Raw genomic sequence first — 22,729 nt, forward strand, 5'->3', positions numbered from 1 at the left:
AAAAGCGAGGAGCGAGCATGAATCAGCAGCAATCTTCCCCGAACGCCATGCCTGGCATGGGGATAGATCCGGCAGTGGCAGCGCAATTGCAAAGTGATTATGCGCAGCAGTTCATGACCTTATGGCAGCAGACGCTGAATTCAGAGGTGCCGCCGTTAAGTGATAAGCGCTTTGCGGATCCGGCCTGGCAGTCCAGCACCATGCATGCCTTCAATGCAGCGGCCTATCTGCTGAATGCCAAATTCCTGGCGGCGATGGCAGATGCAGTACAGATGCCACCCAAAGCCAAACAAAAAGTCCGTTTCGCCGTGGAGCAAATGGTGAACGCGATGTCGCCGGCCAACTTCCTCTTTTCCAATCCCGAAGCGCAACAAAAGCTGATAGAGACCAAAGGCGCGAGCCTGACCAATGGTCTCAAGCATTTGTTCGAGGATATGCAAAAAGGGCGCATCTCGCAGAGCGATGAAACTGCGTTTGAAGTAGGGCGCAACGTGGCGATCACCGAAGGCGCGGTGGTGTTTGAAAATGACTTGTTTCAGTTGCTGCAATACAAGCCACTGACCGATACCGTTTACGAGCGCCCTTTGTTGCTGGTTCCGCCATGTATCAATAAATTCTACATACTCGACTTGCAGGCGCATAACTCCTTCGTACGTTATGCAGTCGAGCAGGGACATACGGTATTCCTGATTTCATGGCGCAATGCCGATGCCTCGATCGCGCATGCGACCTGGAACGACTACATAGAAGAAGGCGTGCTGCAGGCCATGCATGTGGCGCAAGCCATCACACGCCAGAAAAAAATCAATGTGCTGGGCTTTTGCGTAGGTGGCACCATGCTGACCAATGCACTGGCGCTGGCGAGTGCGCGGGGCGAAGAACCCGCGGCCAGCCTGACCTTATTGACTACCTTCCTCGACTTCTCCGATACCGGCATCCTTGATGTGTATATCGATGAAGGCAAGATCAAGGAAATCGAGCAAGAGATAGGCAGCGGTGGTTTGATGAAAGGGCTGGACTTCAATGCCGCTTTCGCCAGCCTGCGCTCGAATGAACTGATCTGGAATTATGTCGCGTCGAATTACCTGAAAGGTGAAAATCCAGCGCCGTTCGACATGCTGTACTGGAATGCCGACAGCACCAATTTGCCTGGCCCCATGTATTGCTGGTACGTACGCAATACCTATCTGGAAAACAACCTCAAGCAATTCGGCAAATTCATGTTGGGTGGCAAGCCCATCGATTTGCGCGAAATCGATGCACCGAGTTTTATCTACGGTTCGCGCGAAGACCACATCGTGCCGTGGACCAGTGCATATGAATCAGTCAACATCCTGAACCGCAAAAAACCGCAGCAGAATCGTTTCGTACTCGGCGCAGCCGGGCATATTGCAGGCGTCATCAATCCGCCGGGCAAAAGTCGTCGCCAGTACTGGGTCAATGATGTGCAGGACGGGCTGGACGCCTTGTCATGGCTGGCGGGCGCGCAAGAGGTGGCGGGTAGCTGGTGGCCTGCGTGGACCGAATTTCTGGCAGGTCATTCCGGCAAGCAGGTGAAGGCCAGGAGCAAACCGGGCAATGCCAAATTCAAACCGATAGAGGCCGCGCCAGGCCGTTATGTGAAGGCAAAAGCGGCGTAAATAGCCGCCGCAGCGTAGCCGCAATGGAAAATCGTACTTCTTGAGGTAGGTCAAGGTGTCGCGTAATGTTGCGTAAACCTTTGTTTTTTCGCACTATAATGAAATGTCGAGGTAGACTCCGTTGGCTCTTTTTGGGTCGATTGATATAAACGCGTCGTGACGCAATAAGTTGGGATGACTGATGACGAGTACAAAAAAAATCTCCGAGCGCTTGATTAAGAAATATCCAAACCGTCGTCTGTATGACACGCAAACGAGTTCTTACATTACGCTCGCCGATGTCAAACAGTTGGTGCTGGATAGCGAGCAGTTCTCCGTGCTCGATGCTAAGACTGATGAAGATTTGACGCGTAGCATCCTGTTGCAGATCATCCTGGAAGAGGAAGCTAACGGCTCTCCTATGTTCTCCAGCGCTGCCTTATCGCAAATCATTCGTTACTACGGCCATGCAATGCAGGGCATGATGGGCTCCTATCTGGAAAAAAACATCCAGGCTTTCATCGACATCCAGAACAAGCTGACCGAAAACTCCAAGGACCTGTACGAAGGCAAGCCTTTCAGTCCGGAGATGTGGACCCAGTTCATGAATGTGCAAGGCCCTATCATGCAAGGCATGATGAGCAACTACATCGAGCAAAGCAAAAGCCTGTTCGTACAAATGCAGGAACAAATGCAGACCCAGTCGAAAAACATGTTCGGCGCTTTCCCGTTTGCACCGCCAGCACCTCCGCCTGGCGATAAAAACAACAAGTAAGACCTTACTGCCGCTCGCATCATGCCGAGTGGCGGGCGTGGCGGGCAAAAGGGTACAATAGCGGCTTCGCTTTTAATGCCAGCTTTTTGCCCGCCTCAGCCATGACCAACGCTACACAAGTAACTCCCAAAATCGGCTTCGTTTCCCTCGGATGTCCGAAAGCCCTGGTCGACTCAGAACAAATCCTTACCCAGCTGCGCGCTGAAGGTTATGACACTGCCAAGTCTTACGACGGCGCAGATCTGGTGATCGTCAATACCTGCGGCTTCATTGATGCCGCCGTGCAGGAATCGCTGGACGCCATCGGCGAAGCGTTGAATGAAAACGGTAAAGTCATCGTCACAGGTTGCCTCGGTGCAAAGAAAGACGCTGACGGCGACGACATCATCCAGAAAGTCCACCCGAAAGTACTGGCCGTCACCGGCCCGCACGCACTGGGCGAAGTCATGGATGCGGTGCATAAACACATGCCCAAGCCGCACGCACCGTTCATCGATCTGGTGCCGGCACAGGGTATCAAGCTGACGCCCAAGCATTTTGCCTATCTGAAAATCTCCGAGGGTTGCAACCATCGTTGCAGTTTTTGTATCATCCCGTCTATGCGCGGTGACCTGGTATCGCGTCCTATCGCTGATGTGATGCTGGAAGCCGAGAACCTGTTCAAGGCAGGCGTCAAGGAATTGCTGGTGATTTCACAAGACACCAGCGCGTATGGCGTGGATGTGAAATTCCGCATGGGTTTCTGGAACGGCAAGCCGGTCAAAACTCATATGACGCAGCTGGTCGAGGCGCTGGGCGAATTGGCCAAGCAATACGGCGCATGGGTCCGCCTGCACTACGTTTATCCATACCCGCACGTGGACGCCATTATTCCTATGATGGCCGAAGGCAAGATCCTGCCTTACCTCGACGTGCCGCTGCAGCACGCGCATCCGGATGTCCTGAAGCGTATGAAGCGTCCCGCCAGCGGTGAAAAGAATATCGAACGCATCCAGGCCTGGCGCGCGATGTGCCCGGACCTGACGATACGTTCCACCTTTATCGCTGGTTTCCCTGGCGAGACTGATGCCGAATTCGAATACTTGCTCGACTTCCTGAAAGAAGCCGAAATTGACCGCCTCGGTTGTTTTGCCTATTCGCCGGTAGAGGGCGCGACCGCGAATGGCCTGCCGAATGCAGTGCCGGAAGAAGTGCGCGAAGAGCGTCGTGGCCGTGTCATGTTGCTGCAGGAAGAAATTTCCAAGAAGCGTCTGCAAGCCAAAGTCGGCAAGACCATGCGTGTACTGGTGGATGAAGTCAATCGCAATGGCGGCGTTGCACGTTCGGCTGCTGATGCACCGGAAATCGACGGCGTGGTGTACGTCAAGCCGCCGTATGAACCGCACCTGAAATTGAAAGTAGGTGAATTCATCGACGTCAAAATCACCGGCGCCGATGCACATGACCTGTGGGCCGAAGCATGATGAAAAAAGTTTTACTGAGTACCCTGATTGCACTGGCTGCTCTCAGCACTGGCGCATCTGCACAAATCGCTGCACAAGGTAATGCACCGGCGGCGCAAACAGCACCTGCACCAGGCACCAACGTGCCAGCGCTGTTCCACAAACCGGTATTTTTTCGTGGCGTGGTCGGCGACATCAATGTGCAAGTCAATATCCGTCCGAAAGCAGATATCGATGAAGGCATAGAAGGTGAATACTTCATCTTTGGTAACTCGCACAAGATTCTGTTGGCTGGTGAAATCGAAGGTGACCAGCTCTTCATGGAAGAGTCGGAAAACGGTACCAACATCTCCGGTCAATGGGATGGCAAGCTGGAAGGCGATAGCCTGGTGGGTAGCTGGATGTCCGCCGATGGCACGATTACCAAACCATTTACCCTGAAAGCCGTCGTACAAAAGCCTGCCGCTGCACCAGCGCACGCTGCCAAGAAAGCCGCAAGCAATACTGCCAAACCATAATTCACCTCCGGGAGCGCGCGTGACTGACCGACCTACGTTACAGACGGCATTGATCCACAATGACTATCGCGCTCCGGACGGGTTCTCCGCACTGCCGCAAGCTATCCATCACGCATCGACGGTCCTGTTCAAGGATGTCGCCAGCATGCGCTCGCGCAACTGGCAGGATAAGAACGCCTACACCTACGGGTTGCACGGCACGCCGACCACCTTTACGCTGGAAGCACGACTCGCAGCGATAGAAGATGGCAAGCACTGTGTGCTCGCGCCGAGTGGCCTGGCAGCAATTGCCCTCGTGGATTTTGCTTTTCTCAAAAGCGGTGACGATGTACTGATACCGGATAACGTCTATAACCCGAACCGCGAACTGGCCAACTGGCTGCAGCAGGATTTCGGTATCACGGCACGTTATTACGATCCGCTGATAGGTGGCGACATCGCTGACCTGATCCAGTCGAATACACGCCTGATCTGGACTGAAGCGCCGGGTTCGGTGTCGATGGAAGTGCCGGACCTGCCTGCGATCTGCCGCGCTGCGCACGCCAAGGGCGTACTGGTCGCGCTCGACAATACCTGGTCTGCCGGTCTCGCTTTGCGTGGCTTCGAGCTGGGTGTGGACATCATCATGCAAGCCCTGACCAAATATCAGTCCGGCGGCTCGGATGTGTTGATGGGTGCGGTGATTACACAAGACAAGGCGCTGAACCAGAAGCTGGAAACCGCGCATATGCGCCTCGGCTTCGGCGTGGCGGCGGATGATGTGTATCTGGTCTTGCGCAGCTTGCCAACCATGAAGCTACGATTCGAAGCACATGATGCGGCAGCGCGTACCGTGGCTGCATGGTTGCAGGCACGTCCTGAGATCGCTGCGGTCCTGCATCCGGCCTTGCCGGATTGTCCGGGACACGCGCTGTGGCGGCGTGACTTCAGCGGGGCCGGTGGTTTGTTCTCGGTTGTCTTCGATGCGCGCTACAGCGAAGCGCAGACTGATCGCTTTGTCGATAGCCTGCAACTTTTCAAAATCGGTTTTAGCTGGGGCGGGGTACACAGCCTGGCGGTACCGTATCGCATGCAGCATATGCGGCAGAACTGGCCGCACCAGGGACAACTGGTGCGCCTGAATATAGGGCTGGAAGATCCGCAAGACTTGATCGCCGATATCGAGCAGGCATTCAAGGCGATGCAGGCATAGCCAGGCCTACGAACTACGGCAGTACAACGAGCACCCAAACGGGTGCTTTTTTATTGTGCGCATCCATTTAATCCCCTGTGCATTCTTGCACCAAAGCACGCCCCCAAGATAGAGCAATTTTGTGATCGCCTGCTCAAAGCGGCGCATCAGGATTGCGCGCTGACGGCTGAATGGCCGATTTCCGGCGAGTACGGAAATTGCTCAGTGTAATGAAGGGCTTAGCACACTGATCAGAGTGCAATCTCCCGCGTAAACAAGGGTTGGCATGCCACGTGCTTATCTCTGGCATGTCACATAGTTTTGGTGGCGTATTTACTGGGAGATTTTTATGGCGTTGGATAAATGGATTGCACGATGGTTGATGGTGGTTCCGGTCGCGCTGGCACTGCATTCGGGGGCACATGCCGAAACAGTGGCACGTTACGGGATCTCGATGGCGGATATTCCGCTGACTACAGGCCAGCCGGATCGCGGAGCTGGTGCTTATCAATTCACAGGTCACACAATTTATGATCCGCTGATCGCATGGGAAGCGAATATCGGCACACGTCCGGGCAAGCTGATTCCGGGTCTGGCAACTGAATGGAAGGTTGATCCCAAAGATCAAAAGAAATGGTTGTTCACGCTGCGCAAGGGCGTGAAATTCCATGACGGTTCCGACTTCAAGGCAGACGCCGTAGTGTGGAATCTGGACAAGGTGCTGAACGACAAGGCACCGCAGTTCGATGCCAAGCAAAGTGCGCAAGTACGTCCGCGTATTCCTTCCATCGTTTCGTATCGCAAGGTGAATGACAACACGGTAGAAATCACGACCAAGGAAGTCGATGCACTGTTCCCTTACCAATTGCCATGGTTCCTGATCTCCAGCCCGGCGCAATGGGAAAAGGTCGGTCGCGACTGGAATAAGTTTGCGTCGCAAGCATCCGGTACCGGCCCATTCAAACTGGACAAACTGGTACCGCGTGAGCGTGCTGAACTGGTCAAGAATGCAGGTTACTGGGACAAGTCGCGCCTGGCACAAACTGATCGCGTGATTTTGTTGCCTATCCCTGATGCACTGACCCGCGCCAACGCCTTGCTGAATGGCCAGGTCGACATCATCGAAACGCCACCACCAGATGTCTTGCCGCAACTGAAAAGCTCGGGCTTCAAACTGGTGACCAACGTGACACCACACGTCTGGCCTTACCACTTCAGCACCCAGCCTGGTTCGCCATGGACCGATATCCGTGTGCGTAAAGCAGCCAACCTGGCAGTCGATCGCAGCGGCATTGTGGCATTGATGAATGGCCTGGCAGTGCCTGCTTATGGCCAGCTCGATCCGACCAGCCCTTGGTTCGGCAAACCGACTTTCAAAATCAAGTATGACCTCGCTGCGGCACGTGCCCTGATGGCACAAGCCGGTTACAGCCCAAGCAAGCCACTGAAAGCGAAGATCGTGATTGCACAAGGTGGTACAGGTCAGATGTTGTCCTTGCCTATGAATGAATACATCCAGCAAAGTCTCGCGGAAATCGGCATCCAGGTGCAGTTTGAAGTAGTGGAGCTGGAAACCCTGTACCTGCACTGGCGTAGTGGCGCCAAGGGCGATATCAACGCAGGCAAAGGCATCACTGCGATCAACCTGGGTTATGTCACTGCCGATCCGTTCTACGCGCTCACCCGTTTTGCTGACAGCCGTTATGTCGCACCGAACGGCGTGAACTGGGGTGGCTGGTCGAATCCGAAAGTAGATGCAGAGCTGGATCAGATCCGCACCACCTTCGACGTCAAGACTCAGGACAAATTGCTGGCGCAAGTGCACCAGGCCATGGTCGATGATGCCCTGATGTTGTGGGTCGTACATGACGTCAATCCGCACGTGATTTCGCCAAAAGTGAAGGGCTTTATCCAGGCTCAACACTGGTTCCAGGATCTGACCACGATCCGTATGTAACAAGCGTGAAGGGCGGGGCGCTCGCGCCTCGTCCACCCTTTCTGTATCACTGAGAGCTGTCCATGTTTTCCTATATTTTGAAGCGTTTGCTGTATGCGATTCCAATCGCGCTGAGCGTGACGCTCTTGTCTTTCATGCTGGTGTATCTGGCACCTGGCGATCCGCTGAATGCGATCGCTCCGGCCGATGCGCCTGCCGATGTGATCGCCGCACTGAAGAGTGCCTATGGCCTGGATAAACCGGTACCGGTGCAATACGGTATGTGGCTGGCACGTGCGGTGCAGGGTGATCTGGGTACCTCGATTGCATCTGGTCGCCAGGTGGTGACCGAAGTCATGAGCGCGGTTAGTAATACCTTGTTGCTAGCCGGGATTGCTGGCTTCATCGGTGTGTTGTTCGGTTGTGTGCTGGGTGCGCTGGCCGGCTATTGGCATGGTGGCTGGATAGACCGCATTGCGACCTTTCTGTCAGTCATAGGCGTGAGTGTGCCGCACTATTGGCTGGGTTTGGTATTAACGATTATTTTTTCCATCTGGCTGGGCTGGTTCCCGGCGATGGGTGCAGGGCCCGGCGGCTCGTCCGAGTGGCTGTGGGATTACGAACATATACGGCATTTGATATTGCCTGCGGTCACGCTGGCGGTGATTCCTATGGGCATCATCACTCGTACCGTGCGGGCACTGGTAGCCGATATGCTGGAACAGGAATTCGTGATTGCCTTGCGTGCACGCGGCCTGAGCAATCGCGCCATCTTCCGTCACATCGCAAAGAACACGGCACCAACCGTGCTTGCAGTGGCTGGCTTGCAGATCGGTTACCTGATGGGCGGTTCCATCCTGGTCGAAACTGTATTCGCGTGGCCGGGTACCGGCTTCCTGCTGAACACTGCCATCTTTCAGCGCGACATGCCGCTGCTGCAAGGCACGATCCTGGTGCTGTGCATGTTCTTTGTCGGCTTGAATCTGATCGTCGATATCCTGCAACCGCTGCTTGATCCACGTATGGGACGTTGACTATGGCTTACTCTTTGAATTTTGCATCGCAGGTCGCGGTTCCCGTTTTGCCGACACCGGCACGCGGTTACTGGAGCAAGGTCTTGCGCCAGCTGATGCGCGATCCGGTTGCGATGACAGCGGCGCTGGTGGTGTTCCTGATCGTATGTGCGGCAGTGTTTGCACCATGGCTGGCGCCTATGGACCCATACAAGGGCAGCATGATCAAGCGCCTGCTGCCTATAGGTAGCGAAGGCTATCTGCTCGGCACCGATGAACTGGGACGCGATATGTTGAGTCGCCTGATGTACGGCGGTCGCTTGTCCTTGCTGATGGGGGTGACGCCGGTATTGGCAGCTTTCGGCATCGGTACCTCTATCGGTTTGCTGGCGGGGTATGTAGGCGGACGCGTGAACATGGTCATCATGCGCGTGCTGGACGTGTTCTATGCCTTCCCGTCGGTGTTGCTGGCAGTCGCCATCTCCGGCGCGCTGGGACCAGGCATGACGAACAGCATACTCGCGCTGACGCTGGTCTTCGTGCCACAGGTAGTGCGCGTAGCGGAGAGTGTCACCACACAAGTACGCAAGCTCGATTACATCGAAGCGGCACGCATGAGCGGCGCGAGTGCGTTCTCGATTATCCGTGTGCACGTGCTGGGCAATGTACTGGGGCCGGTGTTCGTGTATGCGACCGGTTTGCTCAGCGTCAGCATGATTCTGGCGGCAGGTTTGTCCTTCCTCGGCCTGGGCGTCAAACCGCCAGAGCCTGAATGGGGACTGATGCTGAACACCTTGCGTTCGGCCATCTTCCGTAATCCGTGGGTCGCGGCTTTGCCGGGCTTGCTGATTTTTATCACGTCCATCGGCTTTAACCTGTTGGCTGATGGCGTGCGCTCTGCTATGGATATACGCCGATGAAACAAGAAACTGTAAGCCTGGCTTCAACAGATAAAGGCGGCCCTGCGCAGCCACTGTTGATGATCAAGGATTTGAAAAAGTACTTCCCGGTGCGCGGCGAACTGTTCCAGCGCGAACGCAAATTCGTGCACGCAGTCGATGGTGTCAGCTTCTCGGTTGCCAAGGGCAAGACCTTGGGCATCGTCGGTGAATCCGGCTGTGGCAAGTCGACCACGGCACGCCTGATCGCACGCCTGCTTACACCTGATAGCGGCAGCATGATTTTTGATGGTGAAGGCGTGGCCGAATTTGGTGGGCTCGAATTCAAGGAATTCCGGCGCAACCTGCAAATGGTATTTCAGGATTCCTTTGCATCGCTCAACCCGCGCCTGACGATTAGCGAAACTGTCGCTTACGGCCCGCAAGCGCATGGTGTGTCGAAAGCGTTGGCAACTGAACGTGCACATGCCTTGCTGGCGCGCGTGGGGCTCCGGCCAGAACTGTTTGCGTCACGTTATCCACATGAGCTGTCCGGCGGTCAGCGTCAGCGTGTCAATATCGCGCGTGCACTGGCTTTCGAGCCACGCCTGGTGATCCTGGATGAAGCGGTCGCAGCACTGGATAAATCGGTGCAGGCACAAGTGTTGAATCTGTTGCAGGAGCTGAAAGCGGAGCATGACTTGACCTATCTCTTTATTTCACATGATTTGCATGTGGTGCATTACATCAGTGATGAAGTGATGGTGATGTATATGGGCCAGGTAGTGGAAATGGGGCCGGTCGAAGATATCTACGGCAACTCGCGTCATCCTTATACGCGTGCCTTGCTGTCTGCAGTACCGTCTATGGATCCGGCCAACCGTACGCAACATACGCCGCTCAGTGGCGATCCGCCCAACCCGATCAATCCGCCCAGCGGTTGCCGATTCCGTGAACGTTGCCCGCATGCAGAAGCAATATGCGCGGCGCAGGTACCTGCGGTGATAGCGGCAGATGGCAATGCGGCGCATACCGTGGCCTGCCATATGAATGATCCGGAGTCTGGTCACACGCAAACCTTGATGGAGGTGGCAGCATGAGCAAGCCTTTGGTATCGGTACGTGACTTGACGGTGGAGTTTGTCGGTAATCGTCGCGCGCATGCTTTGGATAAGATCAGCTTTGATTTGCAGGCTGGGGAAGTGCTGGGTTTGCTGGGCGAATCCGGTTCCGGCAAGAGTGTGACCCTGCGCACGCTGCTGCGTCTGCATCCGCTGCGTACTACCCGTATCAGCGGCAGCATGGAAGTGGATGGCATGGATGTGCTGGCATTGAAAGGCCGTGAGCTGGATGCGTATCGCGGTGGTACAACTTCGATGGTATTTCAGGAGCCGGGTCTGGCGTTCGATCCGGTCTACACCATAGGGCAGCAGATCACCGAAGCGATACGTGCACATGAAGCGCTGGATCAGCGTGGCGCGATGCAACGCGCCTTGCAAATGCTGGAACGGGTGCAGATACCTCAAGCGCGGCGCCGCTACGATGCGTATCCGCATGAGCTGTCTGGTGGCATGCGTCAACGCGCCATGATCGCGCTGGCACTCGCATGCAAGCCCAAGCTTTTGCTGGCGGATGAGCCGACCACGGCGCTGGATGCGACCGTGCAAATTCAGATCCTGTTGCTATTGCGTGAGCTACAAAAGGAAACCGGGATGTCGGTGATTTTTGTTACGCACGATATAGGCGCAGCGGTTGAAGTCGCAGACAAAATAGCGGTGATGTACGGTGGTCGTATCGTCGAAGAGAATACTGTGGCTGGCATCGTGCATAGTCCGCGTCATCCATACACGGCGGGTTTGCTGGCATCCACAGTGAGTACCGAGAATCGTGGCAAGCCTTTGCTCGCGGTGCCGGGCTCGCCGCCGGATTTGTCGGCCTTGCCGCCGGGCTGCAGCTTTGCGCCACGTTGCAGCAATGCGCGGCAACAATGCGCTAGCGAGAAACCGCAAGTGATGTCAGTCAACGGCGAACGTCTGGCTTGCTGGAATCCAGTATTACCTTTGCTGAAGGAGGAGACTGAACTCGCCACTGCATAAGCAGGGCCGGCAAAAAAAAGCGTCCATACGGACGCTTTTTTATGGGCTATGCCATCATGGCATGGGCTTGTTGTCGTTCAGGTCGACTATGCCCTTGATCAGGCGATACAGTTTCCATATCCACGCTACGGTCCACAAGAGGAAGGCAGCCGGTATGCCTATGATGGTGACGTAAAGCAGGCAACCTACTGTCATCCATACCAGATACCACCAAAAGGAGCGGATTTGCCAGCCATGATGGCTGTAGACAAAGGTATTGGCGGAGTCTGCCCGTTTGACGTAGTTGATGATGAGTGGGATGAAGGAAAATAAGCCCAGCGAAAACACCAGGCTGGCTGCGTGGCCCAGATATAGCCACCAGGCAAGGTTCTTTGCGGATTGCAATGAACTGTCTAAAACGAGATTTTGGTTCATGGCGAGTCCTTATTAATATGCACTGCAATAAGATGGCTTGCTGACTACAAAGTTCCTTGTATCAACTTTTGCGAGCTGATACGCATTTACTTACGTACTTACTTGTGAAACAGGTTGAGGATGCCGTCCAGTCCGACGAAGTTCAACGCGATGTCTGCCTGTGCGCGGACCACCGGTTTGGCACGGAAGGCGACTGACAGACCTGCAATGCTCATCATCTTCAGGTCGTTCGCGCCATCGCCCATGACGATAGTCTGTTCCGGTGAGATACCCGTTTCCTGGCACACGCGTTCTACTGTCCGTTTCTTTTCTTCGCCATCGACGATGCCGCCTATGACTTTACCGGTCAGCTTGCCGTCGACGATTTCCAGTTGGTTCGAATGTGTGTAATCGAGTTGCAAGCGTTGCTTCATACGGTCGGTGAAGTAGGTGAAGCCACCGGACACCAGCAGGCTTTTCATGCCGAGCGCCTGCAAGCCCTGCAACATCTTTTCTGCACCAGGCGATAGCTGCAAACGCTCGTCATAGACACGTTGCAAGGCGCTGGCGTCCAGCCCTTGGAGCAGGGCGACGCGGCGTGTCAGGCTTTCCTTGAATTCCAGTTCACCGCGCATCGCGGCTTCGGTGATTTCTGCGACTTGCGGCTTCAGGCCTTGCATATCCGCGATTTCATCGATGCACTCGATGGTGATCAACGTGGAATCCATATCCATCGCGACGAGCTTGAAATCGGATAGCGAGCGGCTGCGTTCGATGAAGGCGTAATCCAGTTTGGCGGCCCAGGCTGCGATATCGATTTGTGACTTCACTTCATCGTTATAGCTGCAGTCCAGGCAGCGGTAAGCGTGCTCGCCGATCGCAACGATAGAGCGCGGGCGTGCCAACTCGGCGATTTGTTCGACGATGTGGCGTTGAGTGCTGAGGCCTTGCAGGATCAGATTCATAAGTCAGTCAGTTTAGTTAAGCAGGGCACGTATGGTGTTTTTAATCTGCCCTACGCGTGCAGCCAGATCCGGCATATTTGCAGTGATACGCAATTTGTCCTGGCCGTTCAATTTTATATGACGATTCTTTTGGATCAACTCTATGATACGCATCGCATCGATAGGAGGGTTAGGTTCGAACTGCAGCGTTGCCGATTCTGCGTGTGCATCGATCTTGATAATACCAACCGGAATCGCTGCGACCCGCAAACGGTGTGTTTCTACCAATGCCTGTGCCGCATCCGGTAATTTACCAAAACGGTCTATCAACTCTTCCTGCAAGTCGTTGATGGCGTCTGCCGTTTTGCAGTTGGCCAGGCGTTTGTAGATCGACAAACGCTCATGCACATCGCCGCAATAGGTGTTCGGCAAGAGTGCAGGTACGTGCAGATTGATTTCGGTGGTGCTGGCCAGAGGTGCTGCCAGATCCGGCTCCTTGCCATTCTTGAGCGAACGTACAGCCTCATTCAGCATGTCCGAATAGAGCTGGAACCCGATCTCACTCATCTCGCCGGACTGATTGTCGCCCAGTACTTCACCTGCGCCACGGATTTCCAGATCGTGCATGGCCAGATAGAAGCCGCTGCCCAGTTCTTCCATTTGCTGAATGGCGTCGAGGCGACGTTGCGCCAGTTTGCTCAAGCCTTGTACATCGTGCACCAGCAGATAAGCATAAGCCTGGTGATGCGAACGACCGACACGACCGCGCAGTTGATGTAGTTGTGCCAGGCCGAATTTATCGGCCCTGTGCATGATGATGGTGTTGGCAGTCGGGACATCGATACCGGTTTCGATAATCGTTGTACACAGCAGGATGTTGAAACGCTGCGCCACGAAGTCGCGCATGATGCGTTCGAGGTCGCGCTCATGCAGCTGGCCATGCGCGACGCCTATGCGCGCTTCCGGCATCAGCTCTTCCAGCATGGCTTTGCGGTTTTGTATGGTCTCGACTTCATTGTGCAGGAAGTAAACCTGGCCACCACGCTTCAATTCACGCAAGCATGCTTCGCGTATGACTGAGTCGTTTTCACTACGGACGAAGGTTTTGATCGCCAGACGTTTTTGTGGTGCTGTGGCGATGATGGAGAAATCACGCAAACCTTCCAGTGCCATACCCAGCGTACGCGGGATAGGGGTGGCAGTCAGCGTCAATACGTCGACCTCGGCACGCAAGGCTTTCAGCGCTTCTTTCTGACGTACGCCAAACCTGTGCTCTTCGTCGATGATGACCAGACCTAGACGCGAGAATTTGATGTCACCGGACAGCAGCTTGTGCGTGCCGATCACGATATCGATGGTGCCATCGGCCATGCCTTTGATCGCTTGCGTTACTTCCTTTGCGGTGCGGAAGCGCGACAATTCGGCGATGCGCACCGGCCAGTCGGCAAAACGGTCGGCGAAGGTTTGTGCATGTTGTTCCGCCAGCAGCGTGGTTGGTGCCAGGATAGCGACCTGTTTGCCGCCGAGTACCGCAACGAAAGCGGCGCGCAATGCGACTTCGGTTTTGCCGAAGCCGACATCGCCGCAAATCAGCCTGTCCATCGGTTTGCCGCTGGTCATATCCTCGATCACAGACTTGATGGCGGCAGCCTGGTCGGCGGTTTCTTCAAAGCCGAAGCTTTCGGCAAAGGCTTGGTAGTCATGCGCCGAATATTCGAAGCTGTGGCCTTCGCGCAGTGCGCGGCGGGCATACAGGTTCAGCAGTTCGGCAGCAGTGTCACGGATTTTTTCGGCAGCGCGGCGTTTGGCTTTTTCCCATTGGCCGGAGCCGAGTGCGTGCAGTGGCGCATCTTCCGGTGAGGCACCGGAGTAGCGCGAGATCACGTGCAGCTGCGAAACCGGCACATATAGCTTGGTGTCCTTCGCATATTCGAGGTGCAGGAATTCGGTTTCGCCTTCACCCAGATCCATGCTGGCCAGGCCCATGTAGCGGCCTATACCGTGATTGACGTGCACGACCGGATCGCCGATTTTGAGTTCGGACAGGTCGCGCACCATGGATTCGACCTGGGTTGCTCCCTCCTGCTTCTTGCTGCCGACACGACGGCCGGAGCCTGCGTACAACTCGGTTTCGGTGATGAAGGCGAGGCCACCCAGTGCATTACCGAGCTCGAAACCGGCGTGCATGGGCGCGACGCCCAGCATCAGTTTGGCAGACGCTGTGCTGAAGTCGGCAAAGCCTTCAGTCGGGGTCAGCGCTAAATCATATTCATTGAAATACTGCTGCAAGGTTTCGCGCCGGCCATTGCTTTCCGCGCAAATCATGACGCGCTTGTCGGTTTGCAGCAGGTAGGCGCGGAGGTTGACTAGCGGGTCGTCGGCACGACGATTGACTGCGATATTCGGCAATGGTGCTGATAATTCGGACGCGACGTCCTGGTTCTGTATCACCCAGCGGCCAAATGGTTTGGCCAGCGTGAAAAAGTTTTCATCGCTGAGGAAGATTTGTTCCGGTGCGAGGATAGGGCGCTCACGATCCGACTTGAGGAAGCGATAGCGCGATTGCGTATCGTCCCAGAAGCGTTTGATTGCAGCTTCTATATCGCCTACCAGTGCGAAGGTGGCATCGCCTGGCAGGTAGTCGAACAGCGTATTCGTTTGTTCGAAGAACAGCGGCAGATAGTATTCGATACCGGCAGATGCAATGCCGCTGCCTATGTCTTTGTAAATCACCGAACGGCTAGGATCACCCTCGAACACTTCACGCCAGCGACCACGGAAAGCGGTGCGCGCTTCTTCGTCCATCGGGAATTCGCGCGCCGGTAACAGGCGCACTTCCTTGACCGGATACAGCGAGCGCTGCGTATCGGCGTCAAAGGTGCGTATGCTGTCTATGGTGTCGCCAAACAAGTCGATACGGTAAGGCAGTACCGAACCCATAGGATAGATATCGATCAGGCCACCGCGCACCGAGTACTCGCCGGGCGACATGACTTGCTTGACCGGGCTGTAACCAGCCAGTTGCAATTGCGCCTTCAGCTTGGCTTCGTCCAGCGTTTCGCCTTGTTTGAAGAAAAAGGTATAGGACGCAAGGAAAGCAGGCGGTGCCATGCGCACCAGCGCCGTGGTGGCCGGCACGATCAGGACGTCGCAGTGACCGTTCAAGACTTCGTACAGCGTTGCCAGACGCTCGGAAACCAGGTCCTGGTGCGGTGAAAAGGCGTCGTAAGGCAGGGTTTCCCAATCCGGCAGCAAATGGCAGCGCAGATCGTTCGGTTCTTTGCCGAACCACGGGATTTCTGCCAACAGGCGTTGCGCGTCGCTGGCGTTCGCCACGACGACTGTCAACATGCGTTTCTGCGACTTGAGTTCAGCTGCGGCTTGCGCCAATACATAGGCATCCGCCGAACCGTGTACCGGGGGCAGGACAAAACGCGTAGCGGGCTTGGGAAGTGATTTTTTTAGGTCGAATGACATCAAATAGCGACATTAAAAATGTCAGGGTGGTCAAAAAGCACCGGCTAACTTGCCTGCAGGCACTTCATTTGACAGTGAAAAATTATGATGAGATTATAAACCAAGCCCTCCCTCCCGTCGGGCGCGTGCGCATTCCATAAGGGATAGCCCCATAATAATGAGCGCACCCACGCATCTTCCCAAGACCAAAACATGAGCTCACCCCGTTATTTCGCCCTGATTCCTGCCGCCGGCGTCGGTGCGCGCATGGGCGAAAAGATACCCAAACAATATGTGCAGATAGCCGGGAAACCGATGCTGCGCCATGTGCTGGACACTTTTTGCCGGGCCGATGCGATAACGCATACCTTTGTCGTCGTCAGCGCCGAGGATGGCTATATCGACGCGACCATGGCCGCTTTGCATGATGATTCCTACGCCACCGTATTGCATGTCGGCGGCGCGACGCGCCATCAGTCTGTACTGAATGGTCTGCACGCCATGCGTAGTGAGATCAATGACGATGATTGGGTGCTGGTACACGATGCCGCACGTCCTGGCCTGAGCATAGGTCTGATCGATAAGCTGATCAATATCCTGCAAGATGATGAGGTCGGCGGCTTACTGGCGGTACCGGTGGTCGATACCCTGAAGCGTGCGGGTGCGGAAGGGCGGGTGGATCAGACTGTCACGCGTGATCGCCTGTGGGCGGCACAGACGCCGCAAATGTTTCGTTACGGTTTGCTATTGCGTGCGCTGGAGCAGGCAACGGCGGTGACGGATGAAGCGAGCGCGATCGAAGCGCTGGGCTTGCAGCCCAGGCTGGTCGAAGGCGAGGCCAGGAATTTCAAAGTGACTTTGCCGCACGATGTGGCATTGGCAGAACTATATTTAAAAGGATTTGTATGAGTGTTTCCCAGAACGCGGGCCTGCCTTTCCGTATCGGCCAGGGCTACGATTGTCACGCACTGGTCGCAGGCCGCAAGCTGATCATAGGTGGCGTGACGATACCGCACAGTACCGGTTTGCTTGGCCATTCTGATGCGGATGTGCTGTTGCACGCGATTACCGATGCCTTGTTTGGTGCGGCGGCACTGGGTGATATCGGCCGTCATTTCCCGGATACTGCCGTGGAGTTTGCAGGTGCTGATTCGCGGGTCTTGTTGCGGGAGGCGGTCAAGCGTGTGGCGGCGGCAGGTTACAGCATAGGTAATGTGGACGCGACTATCATTGCGCAGAAGCCGAAGATGGCACCGCATATCCCGTCCATGGTGGCGCATATCGCTGCCGATCTGGGCGTCGCCATCGATCAGGTGAATATCAAGGCGAAAACCAATGAAAAACTCGGTTACCTGGGGCGTGAAGAGGGTATCGCGGCTGAAGCAGTGGCGCTGATTTATCGTAACGCCTGATAACAACTACAGGGATTACAGCGAAAATCGGTGTGAAAAGAATAATTTTGTGTCGGGTTAGCGGTGTTTTTCGCAGTTTTAGCGGTAATTTTTAAGAATTAATCTCTGCTCGTATTGAATTTTTAGGTAAAAGCGCTATCTATCATTGCATACGCATAGCGCACCCGGCATGGCTACATTGGCAGCATCCGGATCAGGAAAATATCGTTTGCGCTGAATTGGCGTATACTACAGAGACAGGAGTGATTACAACTATGGCATCTTTCTTTTTCAGCCAGCAGGCTCAGAATTGGCAACAAGTCTTCCGCCGTCATCAATCGGGTGGATTTTTTTCGCGTCTGATCGCGTGGCTGGTATTGGGTCTGGTGCTTGCCGTAGGATTGCTGGTCGTGGTGACTGTGCTGTTGCTGAGCTGGTTGCTGATCCCTGTGCTGCTGTTCAAGAAACGCAAGGCAGCGAAAGCACGCTTTGCCGCTGAGCGTTACGCCTACCAGCAATCGCAAGGACGTAGCGATATCATCATTGAAGGTGGTATCACTGAAGTGAAAGACGAGCGCGCTTAAATATTTCGCGCTATACGCATAGCCTTCATGCTATGCGGATCCAAATAAAAAACGCACATCCTCATTGAGCATGTGCGTTTTGTTTTGTGCGGGTCATATTAGATGCGCATTTTAACCAGCTAATACGCCATGACGTTTCTTCGCCTGATTGAGTGCGATGTGTATCGTCAGGCCACCACCTTCACGATTCAATAATTGCAGTTTGCCGCTATGCCGCTTGACGATGCGGTCTACGATAGCGAGGCCGAGTCCTGCACCATTCGCTTGCCCGCGTGCGCTATCCATCCGTGTAAACGGCCGTAACAGGCGATCTATCTCTGCTTCCGGTACACCGGCTCCGTGGTCGCTGACTTCGATGATGACTTTGTCGCCTTCCAACTGGCAGCGCAGATCGATTTCTACATAATCATTGCCCGGCAGTTTGCCGTAGCGTCGTGCATTCTCGATGAGATTGTTGATGACGCGTTTGATGTCGATCGCATTGCCGAGTACGACCAGCTTGTCATCGACTTTGCTATTGATGCGCACATCCTGCATGCGCAAGGCTTCCTGTGCCGCGCTATTCATCAGCGTGCTCATGTCTATAGGCTGGAAGTGGCTGCTGTCGCTCGGTTTCGCATAGTCGAGGAACTGGCCGATGATGGCGTCCATTTGCTCGAGATCAGACTGCATGCCGACGCGCGCTTCCGGTGGCAGGCCAGCCAGCTCGACTTCCAGTTGCATGCGTGCCAGTGGCGTGCGCAAGTCATGCGAAATACCGGCCAGCACGACGGCGCGATCCGACTCTACGCGATTCAGGTCGTCGACCATTTGATTGAAACTGTGATTGGCTTCGCGGATTTCGGTCGGGCCACGTTCAGGCAGTGGAGCAGGGCGCTGGCCATTGGCGATAGCGCGGGTCGCGGCCGTCAGGCGTGCCAGCGGTTGATTGATGAGGCCGGAGATCATCAGTGCGCCGAGTAATGACAGCAACAATGTCATCGCACCCCAGCCCAGCCATTGCACACCCGAACTGCCTTCGATGCGGTCGCGGTCCAGCATCAGCCAGTATTCATCATCCGAGATGGTGAAGCTGACCCAGAAGCCGGCAACGTCATTGACAGCGCGCGCAAAGCGGGTGTCCTGTCCCAATCCGGAGCGTACATGCTCCTGTATGGTACGCATCATGCTGTTCTGGATAGGCGGCTCGATACGATCGTTTTCTTCCAGCGGGTAGACGCGTATGCCTTCATTGCTGGCGAGGTCGAACAGCAATTCACGCCGCAGGTCCGGTGCGGAGTGGGTCAGCGCAGCGCGTGTGATGGTGACGACTGAAATCACCTGCGCTGCGATCTGGTTCGCGCGCGGTGTTTGTTCGATGATGCGATAGCTGGCGACCCAGGCCGCCATGCTGGCTGCAATCAGGAAGGCGAGCAGGAAAAAAGTGCGCCAGAACAGGCCGCTTTTGATCCAGTTCAGGCGATTGGTAGTGGTGGGCATCCTTGTTTTTTTCGGCTGCGGCTGTGTGCTTAGCGTGGCTTGCCTTCAGGGATGAAGACATAACCCAGACCCCATACCGTCTGGATGTACAACGGGGTCGAAGGATCTGGCTCTATCAGTTTGCGCAGGCGTGAAATCTGGACGTCCAGGCTGCGATCAAATACTTCGTATTCGCGGCCGCGTGCCAGTTCCATTAATTTTTCTCGGGACAGTGGTTGACGCGCGTGACGTGCGAATACTTTCAGGACTGAGAATTCGCCGGTCGTCAGCGGGACGGTTTCATCATTCTTTTTCAATGTGCGCGTACCGAGGTCGAGTACGAATTCACCGAAGGTAAATGATTGCGGTGTTTCGGATGGTGCGCCTGGGATTTCTTCGGGGCCGACACGACGCAGGACTGCGCTGATACGTGCCACTAATTCGCGCGGATTGAAAGGTTTTGCGAGATAATCGTCGGCGCCCATTTCGAGGCCGACGATACGATCGACGTCTTCGCCCTTGGCGGTGAGCATGATGATCGGGGTTTTGTCGCCAGCACCGCGCAGGCGGCGGCAGATGGACAAGCCGTCTTCACCCGGCAACATCAAATCGAGTACCAGCAAGTCATAGCGTTCGCGCAGCCAGAGCTTATTCATGGCTTGCGCGTTTTCCGCGGTGACTACATTAAAACCTTGTTCGGACAGGTAACGGCGCAGCAGATCGCGCAAGCGCAGATCGTCGTCTACCACCAGGACTTTGGTCTGGTGGGAATTGGTCGAGTGAGCCGTGTCCTTCATGGATGCATTTGTCGTATTCATATGGCTATGGTAACTTCAGAAGGTCTTCTCGACATAGCGAGGAGGTGTGGCATTACAAAGTGTTACAACCTTTACGGAATTGGACTTAGGACTAAGAGCAAAGCAGCATAAACTTTGAACATGGTAAATAAGAAGTGCGAAGGACCTGGTAACTGTTCAAAGCGCTGCGGAAGATGATGATGAATATAACATTGAAAAGAATGGGATTGGTGTTGCTACTGGTCAGTACCTTTGCAAGTACGACGATGGCGCTTGCGCAATCGCGATTTCAGAATAATTCATTCGGTTCTTATGTGCAAAGCGATAATCGCTATCGTGGTAACCAGGATCAGGGACACTATGATTCCAGACGTCAGTCGAATGATCGTGCCTACGACAACAATCGCAATATGGAACGGCAGCAGCAAGAGCAATCGCGCCGCGATGCACGCCTGTCGCCGGATGAGCGTCGCGCATTGCGTCGCCAGATCGATGAAGCAGGGCGCGATATTTATGCGCCGCGTCGCTAAGCCTGCATACGCTTGCTAGCGTGCAATAAAAAAGCCACCAGTATCTGGTGGCTTTTTCTTTGGGTGCTGAGTGTGATTACTTATCTGAGATAGATAGTGGCATTAGCCTGCAACGAAGTGACGACCGACGCTTTTGCTCGCGGTCTGGCCATTCGGGCCATAGACATTGCTGTCTTGTACGTTGCCGTGTTGCAGTATGTTGAGCACGTTTTGATTGCGCACCATCTGCTTGTTGATCAGGGTGCCGTTGACGCGATTGAGTTCGTTGGCGACTTGCGCCAGTTCGATCAATTCTTGCCAGCTTTTCTTTGCTGATTGCGCCTGTGGTGAGCTTTCCAGCCAGGCTTGCATGCTCGCTTCGGCTGGCTCAAAACCGGCAGCAGCCAACGCGTTGTGACGCCAGTTAGCCAGCTCTGCCATTTGCGTTGCAGCTTTTGCTTTTTCTTCAGTGAGGGCAGCGATGCCTTCAACATTCGCAGAAATCAGATGTTCCTGTTCCAGCTTCAATAATTCGGTCAGAGCACGGATGGCTTTGTGTTCTTCAATCAAACTATCTGCAGGGCTGGTACCGAACGATTTCATGGATATTTAACCTTTACGTGTGGAGATCAGGTCTTTCACCGTATCCATCAATCCGTCGGCAACGCGTTCTGCATTGACCTGGAATTGACCACCGGCAATAGCTGCCTTGATCTCATCTACTTTTTTAGCATCAAAAACGCTCGCGCTGGCGACCTGGCTGGTCAAGGCCTGCACTTGCGACGATAACGTTACATTCGAAGACACCGAGCCGGTATCGGCCTTTTCCGGTGCCTTGCCTGCGCGAGTCTGCGTAGCTGCTACGCCGACTCCCGCGATTTTCTTGCTTGCGTCATTAATTTTCACGACTTCACCCCGTTTGGTTTGCGGCAAAACGCCTATCTCTGCTTGGTCTATCGGCGTTATCACAGCAAACTTTAGTCCTAAATGGGGCAAACGTAAAATATTGTGTACTAATTTATATTGTCAGTATGCCAACTCGACGATGCCGCCCAGCTTGGCAATCCCGCTGATGACCTGGCCTGCAGCGGTTCTTACCTGAGTCAGTTGACCCTCGTTAGCATTATTCAAAGCGCGTGCTTCGCTGGATACGCTGAAGCCGTCGCCATTCAAAATGATGCGTACTGCCTGGCCTTGCTGGATCGCCTGCTGGTTGCGCAAGGCATCCTGTCTTAATGGTGCGCCCAGTGCGATTGTGCTGGCTGCGGTACGACCTATCGCCTGCGAGGCGTCGGTGATTACACCGGATGGCAGATTGGTCAGGTCGCCCTTGACCGTGGCGATATCGCCCGGGCCGATATTTTGTCCTTGCGCCAGTGGTGCAGCGGCGGCGATGTATTCACCGTGTACACGCACTTGTGCGGATACATAGATAGTCCAGTTGGTCGGCACATTGCAGCGCACACCTACCGTGGTTTTGCCCCAGGCTTTGCTGGAAGGTGGCAGGAACGCTTCCGGTACCGGACAGACCGGCAATTTCAAACGCGGATCGATGGCGCCGACCGTCACTTTTACTTCACCCGGCAAGCCCTTGGCTTGCGTCAGCAAAAACTGTTCAGCGGTTTGTTTCAGCAGCGCCAGATCCTGACGCGGTTCGGCGACGGCTTGCGCCCACGCCAGCTGAGTAGTCAGCGAGAGTGCGGCGGAGAAAGCGGCGATAGCGATGTGGATAGAGTGTTTCATGGCAGCC

Annotated in this window: 22 protein-coding genes; 14 read left to right on the forward strand and 8 right to left on the reverse strand. The window is 55.0% G+C overall.

Features of this window, described 5'->3' with window-relative positions; translation table 11 throughout:
- Positions 1 to 17: 17 nt before the first annotated feature.
- The 10 genes from H7U06_RS13550 (at position 18) to H7U06_RS13595 (ending at position 11,447) form a co-directional block, all read left to right on the forward strand.
- Positions 18 to 1,640, forward strand: coding sequence for an alpha/beta hydrolase (locus H7U06_RS13550; protein WP_175626649.1), 1,623 nt, complete (start codon positions 18 to 20; stop codon positions 1,638 to 1,640).
- A gap of 181 nt (positions 1,641 to 1,821) precedes the next feature.
- A complete protein-coding gene (gene phaR, locus H7U06_RS13555) occupies positions 1,822 to 2,394 on the forward strand; it encodes a polyhydroxyalkanoate synthesis repressor PhaR (protein WP_012079253.1) in 573 nt (190 codons plus the stop codon).
- A 101-nt stretch (positions 2,395 to 2,495) separates the two neighbouring features.
- Positions 2,496 to 3,857, forward strand: a complete 1,362-nt coding sequence (gene rimO, locus H7U06_RS13560; RefSeq protein ID WP_175626650.1) for a 30S ribosomal protein S12 methylthiotransferase RimO — start codon at positions 2,496 to 2,498, stop codon at positions 3,855 to 3,857.
- A complete protein-coding gene (locus tag H7U06_RS13565) occupies positions 3,857 to 4,354 on the forward strand; it encodes a hypothetical protein (RefSeq protein WP_254873243.1) in 498 nt (165 codons plus the stop codon). Before rimO ends, H7U06_RS13565 begins: the two co-directional genes overlap by 1 nt.
- A gap of 19 nt (positions 4,355 to 4,373) precedes the next feature.
- Positions 4,374 to 5,546: a cystathionine beta-lyase gene (locus tag H7U06_RS13570; RefSeq protein ID WP_175626652.1), complete on the forward strand. Its 1,173-nt coding sequence runs from the start codon at positions 4,374 to 4,376 to the stop codon at positions 5,544 to 5,546.
- Positions 5,547 to 5,874: 328 nt separating this feature from the next.
- Positions 5,875 to 7,482, forward strand: a complete 1,608-nt coding sequence (locus H7U06_RS13575; RefSeq protein WP_175626653.1) for an ABC transporter substrate-binding protein — start codon at positions 5,875 to 5,877, stop codon at positions 7,480 to 7,482.
- A gap of 62 nt (positions 7,483 to 7,544) precedes the next feature.
- Positions 7,545 to 8,495 (forward strand): ABC transporter permease, encoded by a 951-nt coding sequence (locus H7U06_RS13580; protein WP_175626654.1) that lies wholly within the window; start codon positions 7,545 to 7,547, stop codon positions 8,493 to 8,495.
- Between the two features lie 2 nt (positions 8,496 to 8,497).
- Positions 8,498 to 9,394: an ABC transporter permease gene (locus H7U06_RS13585; RefSeq protein ID WP_175626655.1), complete on the forward strand. Its 897-nt coding sequence runs from the start codon at positions 8,498 to 8,500 to the stop codon at positions 9,392 to 9,394.
- Positions 9,391 to 10,452, forward strand: coding sequence for an ABC transporter ATP-binding protein (locus tag H7U06_RS13590; protein ID WP_175626656.1), 1,062 nt, complete (start codon positions 9,391 to 9,393; stop codon positions 10,450 to 10,452). Before H7U06_RS13585 ends, H7U06_RS13590 begins: the two co-directional genes overlap by 4 nt.
- The gene (locus tag H7U06_RS13595; RefSeq protein WP_175626657.1) at positions 10,449 to 11,447 is read left to right on the forward strand and encodes an ABC transporter ATP-binding protein; all 999 of its coding nucleotides are present in this window, start codon (positions 10,449 to 10,451) and stop codon (positions 11,445 to 11,447) included. Before H7U06_RS13590 ends, H7U06_RS13595 begins: the two co-directional genes overlap by 4 nt.
- A gap of 54 nt (positions 11,448 to 11,501) precedes the next feature.
- Here the strand turns inward: H7U06_RS13595 and H7U06_RS13600 are convergent, their stop codons facing one another.
- The 3 genes from H7U06_RS13600 to mfd all read right to left on the reverse strand — a co-directional run bounded on the left by H7U06_RS13600 (position 11,502) and on the right by mfd (position 16,261).
- Positions 11,502 to 11,861 carry a hypothetical protein gene (locus tag H7U06_RS13600; protein WP_175626658.1) on the reverse strand — a complete coding sequence of 120 codons (360 nt, stop codon included), beginning with the start codon at positions 11,859 to 11,861 and terminating at the stop codon, positions 11,502 to 11,504.
- A 98-nt stretch (positions 11,862 to 11,959) separates the two neighbouring features.
- A complete protein-coding gene (gene serB / locus H7U06_RS13605) occupies positions 11,960 to 12,805 on the reverse strand; it encodes a phosphoserine phosphatase SerB (RefSeq protein ID WP_175626659.1) in 846 nt (281 codons plus the stop codon).
- 12 nt (positions 12,806 to 12,817) lie between these two features.
- Entirely contained in the window at positions 12,818 to 16,261 is a 3,444-nt protein-coding gene (gene mfd, locus H7U06_RS13610) for a transcription-repair coupling factor (protein ID WP_175626660.1), read from the reverse strand.
- A 192-nt stretch (positions 16,262 to 16,453) separates the two neighbouring features.
- On the opposite strand from mfd, the gene ispD reads away from it, so the two are divergent.
- The 3 genes from ispD to H7U06_RS13625 all read left to right on the forward strand — a co-directional run bounded on the left by ispD (position 16,454) and on the right by H7U06_RS13625 (position 18,215).
- Positions 16,454 to 17,149, forward strand: coding sequence for a 2-C-methyl-D-erythritol 4-phosphate cytidylyltransferase (gene ispD, locus H7U06_RS13615; RefSeq protein WP_175626661.1), 696 nt, complete (start codon positions 16,454 to 16,456; stop codon positions 17,147 to 17,149).
- Positions 17,146 to 17,652, forward strand: a complete 507-nt coding sequence (gene ispF / locus H7U06_RS13620; protein ID WP_175626662.1) for a 2-C-methyl-D-erythritol 2,4-cyclodiphosphate synthase — start codon at positions 17,146 to 17,148, stop codon at positions 17,650 to 17,652. Before ispD ends, ispF begins: the two co-directional genes overlap by 4 nt.
- A 254-nt stretch (positions 17,653 to 17,906) precedes the next feature.
- On the forward strand, positions 17,907 to 18,215 hold the full coding sequence (locus H7U06_RS13625; RefSeq protein ID WP_175626663.1) for a hypothetical protein: 309 nt from the start codon (positions 17,907 to 17,909) through the stop codon (positions 18,213 to 18,215).
- A gap of 111 nt (positions 18,216 to 18,326) precedes the next feature.
- Here H7U06_RS13625 and H7U06_RS13630 read toward each other — a convergent pair whose 3' ends face one another.
- Both H7U06_RS13630 and ompR read right to left on the reverse strand, forming a co-directional pair.
- Positions 18,327 to 19,694, reverse strand: a complete 1,368-nt coding sequence (locus H7U06_RS13630; RefSeq protein WP_175626664.1) for a sensor histidine kinase — start codon at positions 19,692 to 19,694, stop codon at positions 18,327 to 18,329.
- Positions 19,695 to 19,723: 29 nt separating this feature from the next.
- Positions 19,724 to 20,491 carry a two-component system response regulator OmpR gene (gene ompR / locus H7U06_RS13635; RefSeq protein ID WP_041296449.1) on the reverse strand — a complete coding sequence of 256 codons (768 nt, stop codon included), beginning with the start codon at positions 20,489 to 20,491 and terminating at the stop codon, positions 19,724 to 19,726.
- A 173-nt stretch (positions 20,492 to 20,664) separates the two neighbouring features.
- Between ompR and H7U06_RS13640 the strand changes: the two genes are divergently transcribed.
- On the forward strand, positions 20,665 to 21,000 hold the full coding sequence (locus tag H7U06_RS13640) for a hypothetical protein (protein ID WP_326838371.1): 336 nt from the start codon (positions 20,665 to 20,667) through the stop codon (positions 20,998 to 21,000).
- Positions 21,001 to 21,102: 102 nt separating this feature from the next.
- Here H7U06_RS13640 and H7U06_RS13645 read toward each other — a convergent pair whose 3' ends face one another.
- The 3 genes from H7U06_RS13645 to flgA are packed head-to-tail and all read right to left on the reverse strand — an operon-like array spanning position 21,103 to position 22,722.
- The gene (locus tag H7U06_RS13645) at positions 21,103 to 21,582 is read right to left on the reverse strand and encodes a flagella synthesis protein FlgN (RefSeq protein WP_175626665.1); all 480 of its coding nucleotides are present in this window, start codon (positions 21,580 to 21,582) and stop codon (positions 21,103 to 21,105) included.
- Positions 21,583 to 21,588: 6 nt separating this feature from the next.
- Positions 21,589 to 21,948, reverse strand: coding sequence for a flagellar biosynthesis anti-sigma factor FlgM (gene flgM, locus H7U06_RS13650; RefSeq protein ID WP_326838372.1), 360 nt, complete (start codon positions 21,946 to 21,948; stop codon positions 21,589 to 21,591).
- A 57-nt stretch (positions 21,949 to 22,005) separates the two neighbouring features.
- Positions 22,006 to 22,722 carry a flagellar basal body P-ring formation chaperone FlgA gene (flgA, locus tag H7U06_RS13655; protein ID WP_175626667.1) on the reverse strand — a complete coding sequence of 239 codons (717 nt, stop codon included), beginning with the start codon at positions 22,720 to 22,722 and terminating at the stop codon, positions 22,006 to 22,008.
- Positions 22,723 to 22,729 lie beyond the last annotated feature (7 nt).

The sequence above is a fragment of the Herminiimonas sp. Marseille-P9896 genome, assembly GCF_903993245.1.
GTDB lineage: Bacteria > Pseudomonadota > Gammaproteobacteria > Burkholderiales > Burkholderiaceae_D > Oxalicibacterium > Oxalicibacterium contaminans.